This is a genomic window from Mesorhizobium sp. WSM4989, assembly GCF_029625795.1.
Classification (GTDB): Bacteria; Pseudomonadota; Alphaproteobacteria; order Rhizobiales; family Rhizobiaceae; genus Mesorhizobium.
Window position 1 is genome coordinate 2454777 of record NZ_JARTVN010000001.1, and the last position, 17038, is coordinate 2471814.

Consider the following 17038-nt stretch of genomic DNA (forward strand, 5'->3'; position numbering starts at 1 on the left):
CCGTTGCCGGTCAATAGGTCTTGGCCCCATTCACCATCAGCCAGACCACATAGAGCGAGGTGGTGCCGCAGATGTAGAGGCGGTTGCGCTTGGCGCCGCCGAAGACGCAATTGGCGACGACTTCCGGCACTTTGATCTTGCCGATCAGCGTGCCGTCCGGATCGTAGCAATGGATGCCGTCGGCGGCGCTCGTCCAGATGCGCCCGCTTTCGTCCAGCCGGAAGCCGTCGAACAGGCCGGCCGTGCAGTCGGCGAAGACCTTGCCGCCCGAGACCTTCTTGCCGGCCTTGCCGACATTGAAGACGCGGATATGCGCGGGGTTCTTGGCGCCATGGGTGCGGCCCGTGTCGGCGACATAGAGCAGGCTTTCATCGAGCGAGAAGGCGAGCCCATTGGGCCTGACCATGTCGGTGATGACGGCGTCGATCTCGCCCGTGCCGGGGTCGACGCGGTAGACATTGCAGGCGCCGATTTCGCTCTCGGCGTGGTCGCCTTCATAATCGCTGTCGATGCCGTAGGCCGGATCGGTGAACCAGATCGAGCCGTCGGAACGGACGACGACGTCGTTTGGCGAGTTGAGCCGCTTGCCGCGCCATTTGTCGGCGATGGTGGTGACCGAACCGTCATGCTCGGTGCGGCTGACGCGGCGGCCCGAATGCTCGCAGGTGATCAGCCGGCCCTGCCGGTCGACGGTGTTGCCGTTGGAATTGCCGGACGGCTGGCGGAAGACGCTCACGCTGCCATCGGTCTCATCGTAGCGCAGCATGCGGTTGTTGGGGATGTCGGACCAGACGAGGTAGCGGCCGGCGGCGAACCAGGCCGGGCCTTCCGCCCACCGGCACCCGGTGAACAGCTTCTCAACCCGCTCATTGGCGTTGAACAGCCGCGAGAAACGCGGATCGAGAAGTTCATAGTCAGCGGCCGTCATGCTTTCCCTCCCGGCAATCAAAAGACGCGCGATCAAGCCAGCACAGAGCGGAGAAGGCAAGATCGCGGATGCCTCTCACGGCATGTTGACGCGTGTAGGGGCTAAGACGCCATTAACCGGCTATGCGCTGCTTGCAATGGTGCATTGCAACATCTTTCTTTTGCAATGCACCATTCCTATGTCATTCTCGCAATCGATCAGGGAGGAATAACTCAGAAGGAACCTCGTCATGATCTTCGACAACCTCGTCACCCGCGCTCGCACCAACCTCGCCAAGCGCCGCCACTACAATCGTCTCGTCGCAGAAATCGAGAACCTGTCGAGCCGCGATCTCGCCGATCTGCGTGCCGACCGCTCCGAGATGCTCTACCAGATCCACAAGCAGATTTACGGTTGAGTCCGAGGCCGGTCGAGCCGGCCTTTGCGCCGCGTCGCTTCGCTCCTTGCCTCGCACTGGAATGACGACGCAAGGGGCGCCTAACCCGAAACCGCCAGGGCCTTCTCGATCTGCGGCAACAGCAAATCCTTCGCCGATTCCGGCGTCAGCGGCCCGACATGCTTGTAGGCAATCTTGCCGTCCTTGCCGATGACGAAGGTCTCCGGCACGCCGTAGACGCCCCAGTTGATCGCCGCGCGCCCGGCCGGATCGACGCCGATCGCCTGGTAGGGATTGCCGAGATCGCCAAGGAAGCGACGGGCGTTTGCCAGCTCGTCCTTGTAGTTCAGCGCGGCAAGCGTGAACCGCTTGTCCTGCGACAGCGCCAAAAGCACCGGATGCTCTTCCCGGCACGGCGCGCACCATGATGCGAAGACGTTGACCAGCGTCACCTTGCCGGCGAAGGATTTCGAGTCCAGCCCTGGCAGGTTCGAGCCTTCGAGCGGCGCCAGGTTCGTCTGCGGCGCCGGCAGGCCGATCAGGGCCGAGGGAATTTCAGACTCGTCGCGGCCGGACAAAAGCTGCGACAGGAACAACCCCGCCAAGCCCAGGAATACCAGCAGCGGAAGCAGCACGAACAGGCGGCGACGGGGCGATGCCGGGGCTCCGGTTTCCGCGCTCACGGCTTCGCCGTCCCGGCCTTGTCGGAGCGCCGCCGCACGCCGGCCGCGTCGAGCGCCGCGAGCTCACGCTTGCGCGCCCGCTGGTCGAGCAGGATCCAGCCGATCAGCCCGACGAGCACGATCGCGCTGATGGCATAGGCGGCGGCGACATAGAGAGCATGCGCGCTCATATCAGCCGCTCCATCTGCGCACCTTCCGCGCCTGCCATGCCAATCCGTTCGACCATGCCTTCCCTTAACTCTGCGGCACATGCCGCGCAATCAGGCGCGGCGCCGCAGTTGAGAAACGCCCCAGCGCCTCAATCCGTCCCGTGCCTCAACGCCAGCGCCGCGGCCAGCGGTCCGACCACGGCAAGAAACAGCGTCAGCGCGGCAAGAATGAGGAAGGGCTGCAGGAACGGCGCGGGATCGGCCACCGCGCCATAGCTCGCCGAGACGCCGAAGATCAGCACCGGAATGGTGAGCGGCAGCACCAGCACGGAGATCAAGAGCCCGCCGCGCGGCAGCGCCACAGCCACAGCCGCTCCGGCGGCGCCGATGAAGGTTATGGCCGGCGTGCCGACAAGAAGCGTAAATGCCGTCGCGCCGATACCGAGCGGCTCCATGTTCATGAACAGGCCGAGCAAAGGTGCCGCGATCACCAGCGGCAGCACGCTGCCCGCCCAATGCGCCAGACACTTGGTCAGCACCGTCAACGCCAGCATGTGACGGTCGCTGTTGAGCACCAGAAGATCGAGCGAGCCGTCCTCCCGATCGGCCTGGAAGAGGCGATCGAGCCCAAGCAGGCAGGCGAGCAGGGCGGCGATCCACAGGATCGCCGGACCGATGCGCGACAACAGGTTGAGGTCGGGCCCGACGCCGAACGGGATCGTGGCAATCACCGCCAGGAAGAAGATGACGCCGATCAGCGCGCCGCCGCCGGCGCGGATGGAGAGGCGGATATCGCGGAGGAAGAGGGCTAGCATGACTTGATATGCCTTCGCCCAGGGGTGCCTCGGGCCGACATCAGTCACCCATCCTCAACGTCTTTGCTCCCTCGAGCCCGAGCGGCAAATGCGTGGCCGCCACGATGATGCCTCCCTCTCGGCAATGCCCTCTCATCAATCCCGCGAATCGTTCCTCCGAAGCCTTGTCCAGCCCAGCGGTCGGTTCGTCGAGCAGCCAGACCGGCCGGCGGCTGACCAGGAGCTTCGCGATCGACGCGCGCCGCTTTTGCCCGGTCGAAAGGTAGCCGAACGGCAGGTGCCCGAGCCCATCCAATCCGACCGTCTCCAGCGCCTGCCCCACGCTCAAACCAGCCTCGCCCTGGAAGGCGCGCCAGAAGCCCAGGTCTTCTTCGACGCTCAATGCCGTCTTCATCGCATTGAGATGGCCGAGATAGTGCGAGGCCGAAGCGACCGATGGAAACTCGTCGCCGCCGCCCTCGACCTTCACCTTGCCTTCGGCCGGCGGCAGCAAGCCGGCGATGACCCGCAAAAGCGTCGATTTGCCGGCGCCGTTCGGCCCGGTGACGACGAGCGCCTCGCCCCTTTCGAGGGCGAATTCGATACCGGAAAAAACCGTCTCGCCGCCGCGCTCGCCGCCCAGATTTTCGGCGATCAGCCGCATCCTTGCCCGTCCCGAAAGCACCGTTTCGCGGCCGCCGCCGCATCGCACAAATTTGCTTTTCGACTGTCTAGAACTATTCCAGAAAATTCTCTATATGCGGTTCATCCGTGCCAGCGGTCGGCGCGGGAACAGAATTAGCGCCGAACCAGCGCACGCGCCGCCTTCAACGGCTCGGGTTGCTCGGGAGCGGACAGCGGAAATGGCCGTACCCGCACCTTTGCGCGTGATTGCATGCCAACGGCGTCCGTTCCCTTTCAGGCTGAACAGACAAGGACGGATCTCCGTGACGAAATCCCTCGATAGTTTCAACTGCCGCCGCACCCTGACCGTGGGTGGCGCGGACTATGTCTATTTCGACCTCGCAGAGGCGGAGAAAAACGGCCTTGGCGGCATTGCCCAGCTGCCCTATTCGATGAAGGTGCTGCTGGAGAACCTGCTGCGCAACGAAGACGGCCGCTCGGTCACCAAGGAAAGCATCCAGGCGGTCGCGGCATGGCTCACCGACAAGGGCACTGCCGGCGTCGAGATCGCCTACCGCCCGGCGCGCGTGCTGATGCAGGATTTCACCGGCGTTCCGGCCGTTGTCGATCTCGCGGCCATGCGCGACGGCATCAGGGCGCTCGGCGGCGATCCGGAAAAGATCAACCCGTTGGTGCCTGTGGATCTCGTCATCGACCACTCCGTCATCGTCGACGAATTCGGCACGCCGATGGCCTTCGCCCGCAATGTCGAGCTCGAATATGAGCGCAACGAGGAGCGCTACAAGTTCCTGAAGTGGGGCCAGCAGGCCTTCCGCAACTTCCGCGTCGTGCCGCCGGGCACCGGCATCTGCCACCAGGTCAATCTCGAATATCTGGGACAGGTGGTGTGGACCAACGCGGAAGAGGGCGAGACCACAGCCTATCCCGACACCTGTGTCGGCACCGATTCGCACACCACCATGATCAACGGCCTGGGCGTGCTCGGCTGGGGCGTCGGCGGCATCGAGGCCGAGGCCGCGATGCTTGGCCAGCCGGTCTCCATGCTTCTGCCGGAGGTGATCGGCTTCCGCCTCACCGGCAGGCTCAAGGAAGGCGTCACCGCCACCGACCTCGTGCTCACCGTCACCCAGATGCTGCGCAAGAAGGGCGTCGTCGGCAAGTTCGTCGAGTTCTTCGGCCCAGGCCTGTCCAACATGACGCTGGCCGACCGCGCCACCATCGGCAACATGGCGCCGGAATATGGCGCCACCTGCGGCTTTTTCCCGGTCGATAGCGAGACCATCCGCTATCTGACAATGTCCGGCCGCGAGGAAAGCCGCATCGCGCTGGTCGAGGCCTATTCTAAGGCGCAGGGCATGTGGCGCGACGCCGGCTCGGCCGATCCGGTCTTTACCGATCTGCTCGAGCTCGATCTCGGCGACGTCGTGCCGTCGATGGCCGGCCCGAAGCGCCCGGAAGGCCGCGTCGCGCTGCAGGATATTCCCGCCGGCTTCGCCAAGGCGATGGAGACCGAGTACAAAAAGGCCGTCGAGATCTCGAAGCGTTACGCCGTCGAAGGCACCGCTCACGATCTCGGCCATGGCGACGTCGTGATCGCCGCCATCACTTCGTGCACCAACACCTCTAACCCAAGCGTCTTGATCGGCGCCGGCCTGTTGGCTCGCAATGCCAACCGGCGCGGCCTGAAGCAGAAGCCGTGGGTGAAGACCTCGCTGGCGCCCGGAAGCCAGGTGGTCGCCGAATATCTCGAGAAATCCGGCCTGCAGACGGAACTCGACCAGATCGGCTTCAACCTGGTCGGCTTCGGCTGCACCACCTGCATCGGCAATTCCGGCCCACTGCCGGCGCCGATCTCCAAGACCATCAACGACAAAGGCCTGATTGCTGCCGCGGTGTTGTCCGGCAACCGCAACTTCGAAGGCCGGGTTTCTCCGGACGTCCAGGCGAACTATCTCGCCTCGCCGCCGCTGGTGGTGGCGCATGCGCTGGCCGGCACCGTCACCAAGGACCTCACCACCGAGCCGCTCGGCGAGGGCAGCGACGGCAAGCCGGTCTATCTCGAGGACATCTGGCCGACCTCGGCCGAGATCCAGGAGTTCATCGAGAAGAACGTCACGCGCGAGCTTTTCGCCCGCAAATATGCCGACGTCTTCAAGGGCGACGAATATTGGCAGAAGGTGAAGGCGCCGGAAGGCCAGACCTATGCCTGGGACGATCATTCGACCTATGTGCAGAACCCGCCTTATTTCGCCGGCATGGGCCGCGCCTTCGGCAAAGTGGGCGACATCAAGGGCGCGCGCGTGCTTGGTCTCTTCGGCGACAAGATCACCACCGACCACATCTCGCCGGCCGGCTCGATCAAGGCGGCTTCGCCGGCAGGCAAGTACCTCACCGAGCACGGCGTCGGCGTCGCCGACTTCAACCAGTACGGCACGCGGCGCGGCAACCATGAGGTGATGATGCGCGGCACCTTCGCCAACATCCGCATCCGCAACCACATGCTGGGCGAGAACGGCCGCGAAGGCGGCTACACGATCCACTATCCTTCGAAGGAGGAGATGTCGATCTACGACGCCGCCATGGAATACAAGAAGGAAGGCGTGCCGCTAGTCATCTTCGCCGGCGTCGAATATGGCAACGGCTCCTCGCGCGACTGGGCAGCCAAGGGAACCAACCTCCTTGGTGTCCGCGCCGTCATCGCCCAGTCCTTCGAGCGCATCCACCGCTCGAACCTGGTCGGCATGGGGGTCATCCCCTTCGTCTTCGAGGACGGCACCTCATGGGCTTCCCTCAACCTCAAGGGCGACGAGCTGGTCGAGATCGACGGCCTGGATGCCATCAAGCCGCGCCAGAAGATGACGGCCAAGGTCACCTATGGCGACGGCACGCTGAAGAACGTGCCGATCATCTGTCGCATCGATACGCTGGACGAACTCGACTACTTCAAGAACGGCGGCATCCTGCAATACGTGCTGCGCGATTTGGCTGCGTAGCGACAGGGAATAGGGTAGGCATAGGCAGGGGGGAGATACTCCCACTGCCTAGTGCCTACTGACGTTCTAATTAAACTGCGGCAGGCCAAGCATTCTCCGCCCGGCTCAAAGTCCAAGTCCGATTGGCGCGCAATAGAAATCCTCCGGCAGCAGCAAACTTACCCCTTCGCGGCGATGCGGTCCCGAAATCGAACCGGGTCGAAGAATGCAGTGGCCCCTCCTGTCGCCGCCTTACCTACGGTCGCGGCGACAAAATTTCACCGCAACGTGACTTCCCGTTGACTGTCCGTTCTGCCACATATTTTAGCAACCAGAACAAGGCCGGCGTGACCGGCGGGAATTGGAACGGTCATGGCATTGCGAGGACCATTGCGGCTTACGGCAGTTGCGCTGGTCCTCACGGCGTTGAGCCGCGTGGCCTCGGCAGCCGAGCTTGAGAAAGCCGCGACCGGCAAGCCGCAGACTGAAAAGCCTTTGGGTGTCGTCGAGTTGTTCACCAGCCAGGGCTGCAGCTCCTGTCCGCCGGCCGATGAATTCTTCGCCGAGCTGGCGGCGAAGGAAAATGTCGTCGCGCTCGCATATCACGTCAATTACTGGGACTATCTGGGCTGGCAGGACACGCTGAGCAACAAAGAGAACACCGAGCGGCAGTATGACTATATGCGCGCCTTTGGCAGCCGTTCGGTCTATACCCCGCAAGCCGTCATCAACGGCCGCAGCCATGTCAACGGCGCCAACCGCAAGGAGATAGACGGCGCGCTGGCCCGCATGGACAGGACCGGCGAGGGCATGCGGGTCGGCATCAAGGTGAGCCGCACCAGCGATCGGGTCATGATTGACGCCGGCGATGCCGGCAATGGGCCGACCGACGCCCATGTGGTGATCGTCTATTTCGATCCGCCGCAGATGGTGAAGATCGGCCAGGGCGAAAACAGCGGCCGCAACATGACCTATTGGAACGCCGTTTCCGACATCCAGATCGCCGGCATGTGGAACGGCAAGGCGCAGCGTTACGAGCTGCCGATGACGGAGATTGCGAAGAAGGGCGGCTGTGCCGTGCTGCTGCAGTCCGTCGGCAAGGACGGCGTCCCGGGACCGATTCTCGGCGCCGCGCTCATCCGCAAGCCTGACCGGCTCTGACGGCTCCGCTGACAAAACCTGATCGCCGACGAAAGCCGGCCGGGGCCCACGAAGCAGAGCATCCATGGCAAAGCGACCCGAGCCGCACCCGATTCTCCTGACGACGCGGCTACGCCTGCGTCAGTTCAGGGCTGAGGACACGGATGCGATGCACGAATGCTTTGCCGACCCGGAGGCGATGCGGTTTTGGAACGCACCAGTCCACACCAAGCGGACCGAGACCGAGCGCACCGTGCTCAGATATGTCGCCTGCACCCCGTCCTACCATCGGCACTGGGCGGTCGCCGACATTGAGACTGACCGCTGCCTCGGCCTCGTCAGCTATCACGATGGCCACATCCGCAACAAGCGTGCGGCCATCGGCTATTTCATCAACCCCGCATATCAGAGCCGAGGCATGGCCACCGAGGCTGTCTCGGCGATGCTCGACTTCTGTTTCGACGATCTCGGCCTGCACCGTCTGCAGGCGTTCATCGATCCCAACAACACCCCGTCGCGCAAATTGGTCGAGAAACTCGGATTCGGGCGCGAAGGCCTACTGCGTGATCATTTGCGTGTCGGCGGCATCTGGCGCGATGAGATCCTGTATGCGCTCCTTAGGACTGGTCGCTCATCCAGCGCAGCGGTTCCAGCTCTCATTCCCTGAGCGTGCATTGTGATGACGCCCGCCTGGCCGCGAGACAGGGGCCGGCGGGCCAGAGCGGACAGGCATGAAAAAACCGGCGTCAGCTTGCTTCTGACGCCGGTTATTCAGGTTTTGGGATCGTCGCACCTGATTTTTCCAAGGAAAAACCGAGGTTGGTTCGATCCGACGCTGACCCGTGGGCGGGGGGCTTGGGGTTTACGAGCCGGTGCCGGACCGAACCGTCTCAGGCAACGCGGGTAAACTCGTCGGACATTGGGGCATGAGCGCGGATAATTTGTGGCGACAATGTGGCAGAGCATCACCAATTCCAACACGCGTTTTGCAAACGTGACTGGACCTTTCGGAAACGGCGGACCGCAAGCCTGCTTCGCCGGCCCTTGCAATTCGGCCGCGAAAGCGCGAACCTTGGCCGGCGCAAGATTCAATCGAAGGATCGCGGCATGACCGATCACAGCAGCGGGACGGAGGATGGGGAAGCATCCGGAATACTGATCCCGCTGCATGAGGCGCGCAGCGCACGCCTCGACCAGCCGGTGCGCTTCGACCGGCGCGAGCTCGACCAGATCCTAAGGCTTTACGGACGCATGGTGGCGGCCAATGAATGGCGCGACTATGCGATCGACCATCTTTCCGATCGCGCTGTCTTTTCGGTCTTCCGCCGCGCCAGCGAAGTGCCGCTGTTCCAGATCGTCAAGGACCCGAAATTGGCGCGCCGACAGGGCGCCTTCGCCGTCATCGCCGCCGGCGGACGCATCCTCAAGCGCGGCCAGGAACTCGGCCGCGTGCTCGGCGTATTCGATCCCAAGCTGAAGCTGGTCGAAGCTTAACTATCCAATTTGCCGCGAAATCTCCGCTCCGGCAGTGACTCCGGATCCGGCGGCACTTCCGCGCCGCCGTTGAGCGGCAGCTGCATGAACACGGTGTCCAGCCAGCGCCCATGCTTGTAGCCGGAGCCTTCCAGGCGCCCGGAGTGACGAAAGCCGAGCTTCTCGTGCAGGCGCACCGAGGCGCTGTCGGCATGGCCGTCGCCGATCACCGCGACGATCTGGCGAAAGCCGGCCAGGCGTGCCGCCTCGATGAGCGCCAGCATCAGCAGGCGGCCGATGCCCTGGCCCTTGGCCTCGGGCGCCACATAGACCGAGTCCTCGACGGTGAAGCGATAGGCGGGCCGGGGCCGGAAGGGTCCGGCATAGGCGTAGCCGAGCACGACGCCCTCCCTTTCAGCCACAAGATAGGGAAAGCCGCCTCGTGCCAAACTGTCGAATCGATCGCCCATTTCGGCGCGGCTGGGCGGCTCCAGTTCGTAGCTTGCGGTGCCGTGCGTGACCGCGTCCGCATAGATTTCGGTTATTCGGTCGAGGTCGGCCGCAGTAGCGGCTCTGATCGCCAGATTGCTCATAATTTGTGCAGTTCTTCCTGTTGCCTCAATATCAGCAGAGGAGCGCACAAAAGGAAAGGGCGGCCGTTGGGTCGCCCTTTCCGAAGTCTATGGTCCAGCCGGACGGCGTTTAGCGGCGGTCGCCCATGAACTGCAGCAGGAACATGAACAGGTTGATGAAGTCGAGATAGAGCTGCAGCGCGCCCATGATCGCCTTGCGGCCGGCGACATCCGCGACGTCACCCTCGAAATACATCTCCTTGATGCGCTGCGTGTCGTAGGCGGTCAGACCCGCGAACACCAGCACGCCGATCGCCGAGATGGCGAAGGCCAGCGCCGACGACGCCAGGAAGATGTTGATGACCATCGCGATCAGCAGGCCGATCACGCCCATGATCAGGAACGAGCCGAACGCGCTCAAATCGCGCCTGGTCGTGTAGCCGTAGAGCGACAGGCCGCCGAAGGCCGCGGCCGTGGCGAAGAAGGTCTGGGTGATGCTGGTGCCGGTGTAGACGAGGAAGATCGTCGACAGCGACAGGCCGACAAGGCCGGCATAAACCCAGAATGTGGTCTGCGCCGCAGCCACGCTCATCGATTGGATCCTGAAGGACAGGAACATCACGGCAGCGAGAGGCGCCAGGATAACGACCCAGCGGAACGCGCTAGCATAGATGAGCTGGCCGAAGGCGGTGAGCTGGCCGTCGCCGGTGACGGCCAGCTGGAATGCGCCCCAGGCGGCAATGCCTGTGATGAGCAGGCCAAGCCCCATCAGGTTATAGACTTTGATCATATAGGCCCGCAGGCCCTGATCGATATCGACGCGCGCGCCGGAGGCGGCGGACGTCTGGTAGTTGCGAATGGGATCAGCCATTGGAAATCCTCTATTGCTTCTGCCCCGTCCGGTGACAGGTCCTTGGAGCGACCTCCTTGGACCAGGCGCCGCTGGCGGGACTCCAGCATGCCTAGCGCGAAATATGAGCGTTCTCGACCTCAAGAACAAGACGGTAACGAGCGGTAACGCTTCGTGAGAAGGCAAAAGCCCGATTTTCAGCCTTTTCCCGCCGGCATTCTTACCAAGATTTAACGCAGACAGGCCACCGAAGGGCGCTGCCGGATCAAAGCTCGCGCAGCACCGGCGCCGCCTTGTGGCCAAGCACCCGCCAGGTGCCGGCAAGGCCGATGCCGACGGTGACGGCGAGCGAGACGAGGATCGTCGCCACCGCAACTTCCGGCATGAAGTGCGACGGCAGCGTCATGATGCGGGCCACCACGAACCACGCCGCGACGCCGCCCGCGGCAAGCGCGAACAGCGCGGTCGCAAGACCTGTCAGCACATATTCCAGCGAGAAGGCCGCAATCAGCGTCCTCCTTGTCGCGCCGAGCGTCTTCAGCACCACCGCGTCGTGGATGCGCGCCCGGTTGCCGGCGGCCAAAGCCCCGGAGAGCACCAGCACGGAGGCGATCAGCGCCACGCCGGCTGCGGCGCGGATCGCAGTGCCCAGCTGCGCGACCAGCCGGTTGACGATGTCGAGCGCGTCCTTGACCCTCACCGTCGTCACTGCCGGAAAGGCGCGGGTGACCGCGTTGAGCAGCCGCGCGTCGTCGGCCGTGGTGGCCTTTCGGTCGGTCAGCGTCGCCAGCCAGCCATGCGGCGCGCCGGCGAACGTATTGGGCGAGAAGATCATGACGAAATTGATACCCATGGTTTCCCACTCGACCTGGCGGAAGCTGGCTATTCTTGCCGTCACGTTGCGGCCGAGCACGTTGACCGTGACCGTGTCGCCGAGCTTCAGCCCGATCGCTTTGCCTTCCTCGGCCGAGAACGACACCAGCGGCTCGCCGGAATAGTCCTGCGGCCACCATTTGCCTTCGGTCAGCGTAGCGTTTTCCGGCTGCTTTGCGTCATAGGTCAGCCCGCGGTCGCCGCGCAGCACCCAGGCGCCGTCGGTGGGGACCTTCACCTTGTCGACGTCGATGCCGTTGAGCGCCATGATCCGGCCGCGCAGCATCGGCACCTTGAGCAGCATCCCTTGTGGCGCTTCCTTTTCGACCAGGCCGGCAAAGGCATCGACATCGCTGCTCTGGATGTCGACGAAGAAGAAGTTCGGCGCCCGCTCCGGCAGGCTGCCGGAGATCTGGCGTCTGAGATTCCCGTCGATCAGCGCCAGCGTCACCAGCAGCGTCAGGCCGAGCCCGAGCGACAGCACCACCGATGGCGTCAGCGCGCCGGGCCGATGGATATTGCCGAGCGCCAGCCTGAGAGAGACCGACCGCAGCCGCGGGCTTCGCCGGGCCAGCCATTGGACCAGCGCCGCCACCAGCCGCAGCACCAGGAAGGCAAAGACGGTGGCGCCGACGAAGATCGAGGCGATGCGCCGATCGTCGGCGGAAAGGATGGCGAGCGCCGCCAGCGCGAGCACGATCGTCAGCGCGGCGCCGACATAGGGCAGGCGCGGCAGGCCGCGGCTTTCGAACCCCATCTCGCGAAACAGCGCCGTTGCCGGCACGTCGCGGGCGCGGCCGAGCGGCAGCAGCGCGAAGGCCAGCGTCACCAAAAGGCCGAACAGTGCCGCCATCGCAAGCGCGCCGGGATAAAAGCCGCCTTGCGCCGGCACCGGAATGACCGACTGCAGGAGCGCGCTCGCCACGAACGGCATTGCCGCACCCAGGATCAGGCCGAGCACGATGCCGAGGCCGGCAATCAAAAGGATCTGCACGAGATAGATGGCGAAGACGAAGCCCCCGGAGGCGCCGAGGCTCTTGAAGGTGGCGATGACGCCGCGCTTGCCGTCGAGATAGGCGCGGACCGCATTCGCCACGCCGACGCCGCCGACCACAAGCGCCGTCAGCCCGACCAGCGTCAGGAACTGCGAGAAGCGCTGGATGTTGGCGGAAAGCGCCGGGGCTGCGTTGCTGCGCGTGCGGATCGACCAGCCGGCCTGCGGAAAGTCCTTCGCCGCTTCGGCTTGAATGCCTTTGATCCGCGCCTCGCTCGCGCCATCGGGCAGTCGGATCTTATAGGCGTTCTCGACCAGGCTGCCGGGCTGAACCAGCCCTGACGCGACCAGCCCGTCGTGCGAAATCATCAGCCGCGGCGCGAAGCCGAAACCGTCGGAAATCGCGTCGGGTTCGCTGACCAATCGGGCCCTCAGCTCGAACGTTGCGCCGCCAAGCTTCAAGCGGTCGCCGATATGCAAATTGAGGCGATCGAACAAGAGAGCGGGCGCGGCGGCGCCGAAGATGCCGGATCTTTCGCCGAACAATTCATTCCTGGGCAGCTGCGGATCGGTCTCCAGCGTGCCGTAAAGCGGATAGGCGTCGTCGACCGCCTTGGCTTCGACCAGCGCCTGGTCGGAGCCGTCCTCGAGCCGCGCCATCGAGCGCATGCCGGAATTCAGCGAGACCGTGCCGAGGCTCTTGATGAAGCCGAGCTCGGCGTCCGAAGCGCTGCGCTGGTTGATCTGGAAGCGCAGGTCGCCGCCGAGCAGCGTCTGGCCCTGGTTGGCGACGCCGGCGGTAATCGCCTGCGCCACCGAATTGACGCCGCCGATCGCCGCGACGCCAAGCGCGATGCAGGCGAGGAAGATCATGAAGCCGGACAGGCCGCCGCGCATCTCGCGCAGCGAGAAGCGGAGGGCCAGCCTCAAAGTCCGCATCAGGCCGGCACCCTAGCCTGTCTTGGCGCGTCCTCGATGCGTCCCGAGCGCATCGACACCTGACGCGAGCAGCGGCCCGCAAGCGCCGGATCGTGCGTGACCAGCACCAGCGTCATGCCGCGCTCGGCCGCCTTGGCGAAGAGGAGGTCGGCGATCTGCTTTCCCGTCGCCTGGTCGAGGTTGCCGGTCGGCTCGTCGGCAATGAGGATGCGCGGCGAGGGCGCCAGCGCCCTGGCGATCGCCACGCGCTGCTGCTCGCCGCCCGAAAGCTCTCCCGGATAGTGCGTCACGCGGTCGCTCAAGCCGACCGCCGCGAGTTCCTGCGCGGCCACGCCGAACGGGTCGTTGTGCCCAGCGAGCTCCAGCGGCACCGCGACATTCTCGAGCGCCGTCATGTTGGGGATGAGGTGGAAGGACTGGAAGACAATGCCGATGTTTCGCCCTCGAAACGAAGCAATCTGGTCCTCGCTTTTGCCGTTGAGCAATTCGCCGGCGATCCGCACCGTGCCCGAATCGACCCTTTCCAGCCCGGCCAGAACCATCAGCAAGGTGGACTTGCCGGATCCGGACGGGCCGACGATGCCGGTGGCTTCGCCGGCGGCCACATCGAGGCTGACGCCCTTCAGCACATGGACGGAGGAGGCGCCCTCGCCGAGCGTCAGCGAGACATCCCTCAATGCGATGACGGCTTCTGTCACAATGAATGCGCCCTATATGGTGGAAGAAGGAGGCAAAAAATGTCTCCTTTGCATGAATCGTGTCGGTCATATGGGGCTCGCCGCATGGCTTTCAAACACTCAGCTGCCGCAGCCCTCACTCTTCTCCTGGCGGTTTGCGGCGCTATTTCGCCGGCGCGCGCCGATACGTTCAAGATCGTCGGCTTCGGCGACAGCCTGATGGCGGGGTTCAGCCTTGGTCCCGATGAGGGCTTCACCGATAAATTGCAGGCGGCCTTGAAGGCAAAAGGCCTCAACGTCGCCGTCGGCAATGCCGGGGTTTCCGGCGACACCACAAGCGGCGGCCTCGCGCGGCTCGACTGGTCGGTGCCCGACGGCACCGGGCTCGTCATCCTCGAGCTCGGCGCCAACGACATGCTGCGCGGCGTGTCGCCCGAGATCGCCGAGAAAAATCTCGACGCTATGTTGGCCAAGTTGAAGCAGCGGAACATCCCGGTGCTCCTGGCAGGCATGCTTGCAGCGCCCAATCTTGGCGCCGAGTACCAGAAGGCCTTCGACGCCATCTACCCGAAGCTTGCCGCGAAATACGCCGTTCCGCTCTATCCGTTTTTTCTTGACGGGGTCGCCGGCCACCCGGCCATGCAGCTGGAGGACGGTCTTCATCCCAACCCGAAGGGAATAGACGTCATGGTCAAAGGCATTCTACCGGTCGTGGAAAAAGCCATCGCCGCCAAGGGCGGCGCGTGATGGGACCAAAACGCCACGGTTTCCCCAGGGGAAAGCTTGTGGACAACAAACCGCTTGCCCCGCATGGCTATCGATGATTCGCTAGGGGCGAGAGTTTCGATTCGAGGACAGGAGGCTTCCCATGCCACGTCTTTTCACCGCCCTCGAAATTCCGCGTGATGCCGCGCTTTCACTCTCGCTGCTCCGGGGCGGCCTGCCCGGAGCCCGCTGGATCGACGTCGAAAACTATCATCTGACGCTGCGCTTCATCGGCGATGTGGAGGGCCATATCGCCGACGACATCGCCAATGCGCTCGATCGCGTCAACCGTCCCTCCTTCCCCCTGGCGCTCTCCGGCGTGGGCGCTTTCGGCGGCAAGAAGCCGCACGCCGTATGGGCCGGCGTGTCCGCCTCGCCGGACCTGGTGGCACTGCAGGGCGAGATCGACCGCATCTGCCAGCGGCTCGGCCTGCCGGCCGATCCGCGCAAATTCTCGCCGCATGTGACGCTCGCGCGCCTGCGCAATTCGAGCCCGGCGGATGTCGCGCAATATCTGTCGGCGCGCGGCAACTTTTCCACGCTGCCCTTCCGGGTCGGCCGCTTCGTCTTGATGTCGTCGCGCGATTCGGTCGGCGGCGGCCCCTACATCGTCGAGGAAGCCTGGCCGCTGGTTGGCGCCGATCCGCTCGCCTCCAGCCGCTTCGCCAGCGCCTCCGACGCCTCGCGGATCATGCGGTAGACCGAAACGAAGGCCTGCTGGTCTTCGTAATAGGGGTCCGGCACATCGCGCGCGATACCGCTTGCAAACTCCAGAAAGAGATGGATGCGGTCGCGCGCGGCCTGCGGCGCTAACGCCTTCAGATCGCGCACATTCGTCCGGTCCATGCCGAGAATCAGGTCGAAGCGCGAGAAATCGTCCAGCGCTATTTTGCGCGCCTTTTGCGCGGAAATGTCGATGCCGTGCCTTGTGGCTACCGCGATCGAACGCGGATCGGGCGCGGAGCCGACCTCCCAGCCGCTGGTCGCGGCCGAATCGAGAAGGATGTCCCGGCCTTCCCCGCGCTCGGTCCACACGGCGCGGAAGACGCCTTCGGCCAAGGGCGAGCGGCAGATGTTACCGAGGCAGACGAACAGAATGGATTTTATGGGCTTTGCGCTCATCGATCCGGCGCTATGGTTGGATTACCTCCGAATAGCACGGGAACCCGACATGACCAGGGAAAAACTCAACAAGGAAGCGATCACCGCAGCGCTGGCGGAACTCGAAGGCTGGTCGCTGGCGGCCGACGGCGCCTCCATCAAGCGCAGCTTCGGCTTCAAGAACTTCTCCGAGGCCTTCGCCTTCATGACCCGCGTGGCGCTGGCCGCCGAGAAGATGGACCACCACCCCGATTGGTCGAACGTCTACAAGACCGTCGACGTCACGCTGAACACGCATGACGCCGGCGGCGTCACGGCGCTCGACATCGAACTGGCGAAGCGGATGAACCGCTATTTCGGCTGACGACTGCCGATAAGTCCGATTCCGATTTGCCGGGCTGGCAACGGTGGAGACCTTGCAGGGGGGTGCCGCTTTCACCACATCTCCCGCGGTGGCCGCAACGCAAGCTGGCGCGTGGCCGAGGAGAGATTGATGGCGCAGGAATCCCGTTTCGATTTCTTTGGCTTCGGCGACAGGCTCGCCGGCGGAGGCGAGGTGCGCGAGAAGTTCTGGCGCACGGCCAAGAAGGCTGCCCGGCAGATCCCGTTCATGGAAGAGGTGGTCGCCGCCTACTATTGTGCCATGGACAAGGACACGCCGCTGCGCACCAAGGGTACCCTGCTTGCCGCGCTCGGCTATTTCGTGCTGCCGGTGGATTTCATCCCCGACTTCGTGCTCGGTCTCGGGTTCACCGATGACCTTGCCGTGCTCACCGCGGCAATCACCGCCGTCAGCGCCCATATCACCCCGGCGCACCTGCAGGCCGCCAGGGACGCCCTCGCCGACAAAGGTTGATCCTGGCTGACTTTTCGCCACAACGAAACCCCGAAACCGCCCGCGCGAAAAGACAAACTCTTGCCGCTTTCGTGCCCTCCAAGTTCGCGCCGGGACATCGCGACCGCCGCGTGGAAGCGGCGGCGCGAATGGCGGCGGTTTCCTGGGGTGAGTTCCTTTTGTTGGGAAAAATTCACCGTTTGGTAACCCTGATTAAATCAAAATGAAGCGACGGCAGGACGCCATGCGACCCGCCTCCGCACCATTTCGGA

The 17038-nt window shown here is 64.2% G+C and carries 20 protein-coding genes; 10 read left to right on the forward strand and 10 right to left on the reverse strand.

The genetic code is table 11. The annotated features are described in order from the left end of the window. Positions 1-10: 10 nt before the first annotated feature. A complete protein-coding gene (locus P9217_RS11865; protein ID WP_278085951.1) occupies positions 11-928 on the reverse strand; it encodes an SMP-30/gluconolactonase/LRE family protein in 918 nt (305 codons plus the stop codon). Positions 929-1157: 229 nt separating this feature from the next. Here P9217_RS11865 and P9217_RS11870 point away from each other — a divergent pair, with 229 nt between their 5' ends. Next, positions 1158-1325, forward strand: coding sequence for a hypothetical protein (locus tag P9217_RS11870; RefSeq protein ID WP_082953829.1), 168 nt, complete (start codon positions 1158-1160; stop codon positions 1323-1325). Between the two features lie 80 nt (positions 1326-1405). Here P9217_RS11870 and P9217_RS11875 read toward each other — a convergent pair whose 3' ends face one another. From P9217_RS11875 to ccmA, 4 genes are all read right to left on the reverse strand, one after another. Next, positions 1406-1987, reverse strand: coding sequence for a DsbE family thiol:disulfide interchange protein (locus tag P9217_RS11875; RefSeq protein ID WP_278085950.1), 582 nt, complete (start codon positions 1985-1987; stop codon positions 1406-1408). Beyond that, on the reverse strand, positions 1984-2157 hold the full coding sequence (gene ccmD / locus P9217_RS11880) for a heme exporter protein CcmD (protein WP_095782730.1): 174 nt from the start codon (positions 2155-2157) through the stop codon (positions 1984-1986). The genes P9217_RS11875 and ccmD overlap by 4 nt, the downstream gene beginning before the upstream one ends. A gap of 128 nt (positions 2158-2285) precedes the next feature. After that, positions 2286-2951 carry a heme exporter protein CcmB gene (gene ccmB / locus P9217_RS11885; RefSeq protein ID WP_095779955.1) on the reverse strand — a complete coding sequence of 222 codons (666 nt, stop codon included), beginning with the start codon at positions 2949-2951 and terminating at the stop codon, positions 2286-2288. Positions 2952-2991: 40 nt separating this feature from the next. Continuing rightward, positions 2992-3594, reverse strand: coding sequence for a heme ABC exporter ATP-binding protein CcmA (gene ccmA / locus P9217_RS11890; RefSeq protein WP_278085949.1), 603 nt, complete (start codon positions 3592-3594; stop codon positions 2992-2994). A 283-nt stretch (positions 3595-3877) separates the two neighbouring features. On the opposite strand from ccmA, the gene acnA reads away from it, so the two are divergent. The 4 genes from acnA (at position 3878) to P9217_RS11910 (ending at position 9181) form a co-directional block, all read left to right on the forward strand. After that, entirely contained in the window at positions 3878-6568 is a 2691-nt protein-coding gene (gene acnA, locus P9217_RS11895; RefSeq protein WP_278085948.1) for an aconitate hydratase AcnA, read from the forward strand. A 351-nt stretch (positions 6569-6919) separates the two neighbouring features. Then, positions 6920-7708, forward strand: coding sequence for a thioredoxin family protein (locus tag P9217_RS11900; protein WP_127239847.1), 789 nt, complete (start codon positions 6920-6922; stop codon positions 7706-7708). A 64-nt stretch (positions 7709-7772) separates the two neighbouring features. After that, entirely contained in the window at positions 7773-8354 is a 582-nt protein-coding gene (locus P9217_RS11905) for a GNAT family protein (RefSeq protein WP_095782727.1), read from the forward strand. Between the two features lie 440 nt (positions 8355-8794). Beyond that, positions 8795-9181 carry a DUF2794 domain-containing protein gene (locus tag P9217_RS11910; RefSeq protein ID WP_095779977.1) on the forward strand — a complete coding sequence of 129 codons (387 nt, stop codon included), beginning with the start codon at positions 8795-8797 and terminating at the stop codon, positions 9179-9181. Here P9217_RS11910 and P9217_RS11915 read toward each other — a convergent pair. From P9217_RS11915 to P9217_RS11930, 4 genes are all read right to left on the reverse strand, one after another. Continuing rightward, complete coding sequence (locus P9217_RS11915) at positions 9178-9753, reverse strand: GNAT family N-acetyltransferase (protein ID WP_067323686.1); 576 nt, start codon at positions 9751-9753, stop codon at positions 9178-9180. The genes P9217_RS11910 and P9217_RS11915 overlap by 4 nt on opposite strands. A 109-nt stretch (positions 9754-9862) precedes the next feature. After that, the gene (locus tag P9217_RS11920; protein WP_067323688.1) at positions 9863-10603 is read right to left on the reverse strand and encodes a Bax inhibitor-1/YccA family protein; all 741 of its coding nucleotides are present in this window, start codon (positions 10601-10603) and stop codon (positions 9863-9865) included. A 244-nt stretch (positions 10604-10847) separates the two neighbouring features. Beyond that, complete coding sequence (locus P9217_RS11925) at positions 10848-13388, reverse strand: ABC transporter permease (protein ID WP_278085947.1); 2541 nt, start codon at positions 13386-13388, stop codon at positions 10848-10850. After that, positions 13388-14086: an ABC transporter ATP-binding protein gene (locus P9217_RS11930; RefSeq protein ID WP_067323692.1), complete on the reverse strand. Its 699-nt coding sequence runs from the start codon at positions 14084-14086 to the stop codon at positions 13388-13390. Before P9217_RS11930 ends, P9217_RS11925 begins: the two co-directional genes overlap by 1 nt. Before the next feature lie 84 nt (positions 14087-14170). Between P9217_RS11930 and P9217_RS11935 the strand changes: the two genes are divergently transcribed. Continuing rightward, entirely contained in the window at positions 14171-14812 is a 642-nt protein-coding gene (locus P9217_RS11935) for an arylesterase (RefSeq protein WP_278085946.1), read from the forward strand. Positions 14813-14933: 121 nt separating this feature from the next. Continuing rightward, entirely contained in the window at positions 14934-15530 is a 597-nt protein-coding gene (gene thpR / locus P9217_RS11940; RefSeq protein WP_066991784.1) for an RNA 2',3'-cyclic phosphodiesterase, read from the forward strand. Here thpR and P9217_RS11945 read toward each other — a convergent pair. Then, entirely contained in the window at positions 15434-15952 is a 519-nt protein-coding gene (locus P9217_RS11945; protein WP_278085945.1) for a low molecular weight protein-tyrosine-phosphatase, read from the reverse strand. The genes thpR and P9217_RS11945 overlap by 97 nt on opposite strands. Before the next feature lie 49 nt (positions 15953-16001). Between P9217_RS11945 and P9217_RS11950 the strand changes: the two genes are divergently transcribed. The 3 genes from P9217_RS11950 to P9217_RS11960 all read left to right on the forward strand — a co-directional run bounded on the left by P9217_RS11950 (position 16002) and on the right by P9217_RS11960 (position 16993). After that, positions 16002-16295, forward strand: coding sequence for a 4a-hydroxytetrahydrobiopterin dehydratase (locus P9217_RS11950; protein WP_066991930.1), 294 nt, complete (start codon positions 16002-16004; stop codon positions 16293-16295). Between the two features lie 129 nt (positions 16296-16424). Next, positions 16425-16787 carry a YkvA family protein gene (locus tag P9217_RS11955; RefSeq protein WP_278085944.1) on the forward strand — a complete coding sequence of 121 codons (363 nt, stop codon included), beginning with the start codon at positions 16425-16427 and terminating at the stop codon, positions 16785-16787. After that, complete coding sequence (locus P9217_RS11960) at positions 16784-16993, forward strand: hypothetical protein (RefSeq protein WP_278085943.1); 210 nt, start codon at positions 16784-16786, stop codon at positions 16991-16993. Before P9217_RS11955 ends, P9217_RS11960 begins: the two co-directional genes overlap by 4 nt. Positions 16994-17038: the final 45 nt, after the last annotated feature.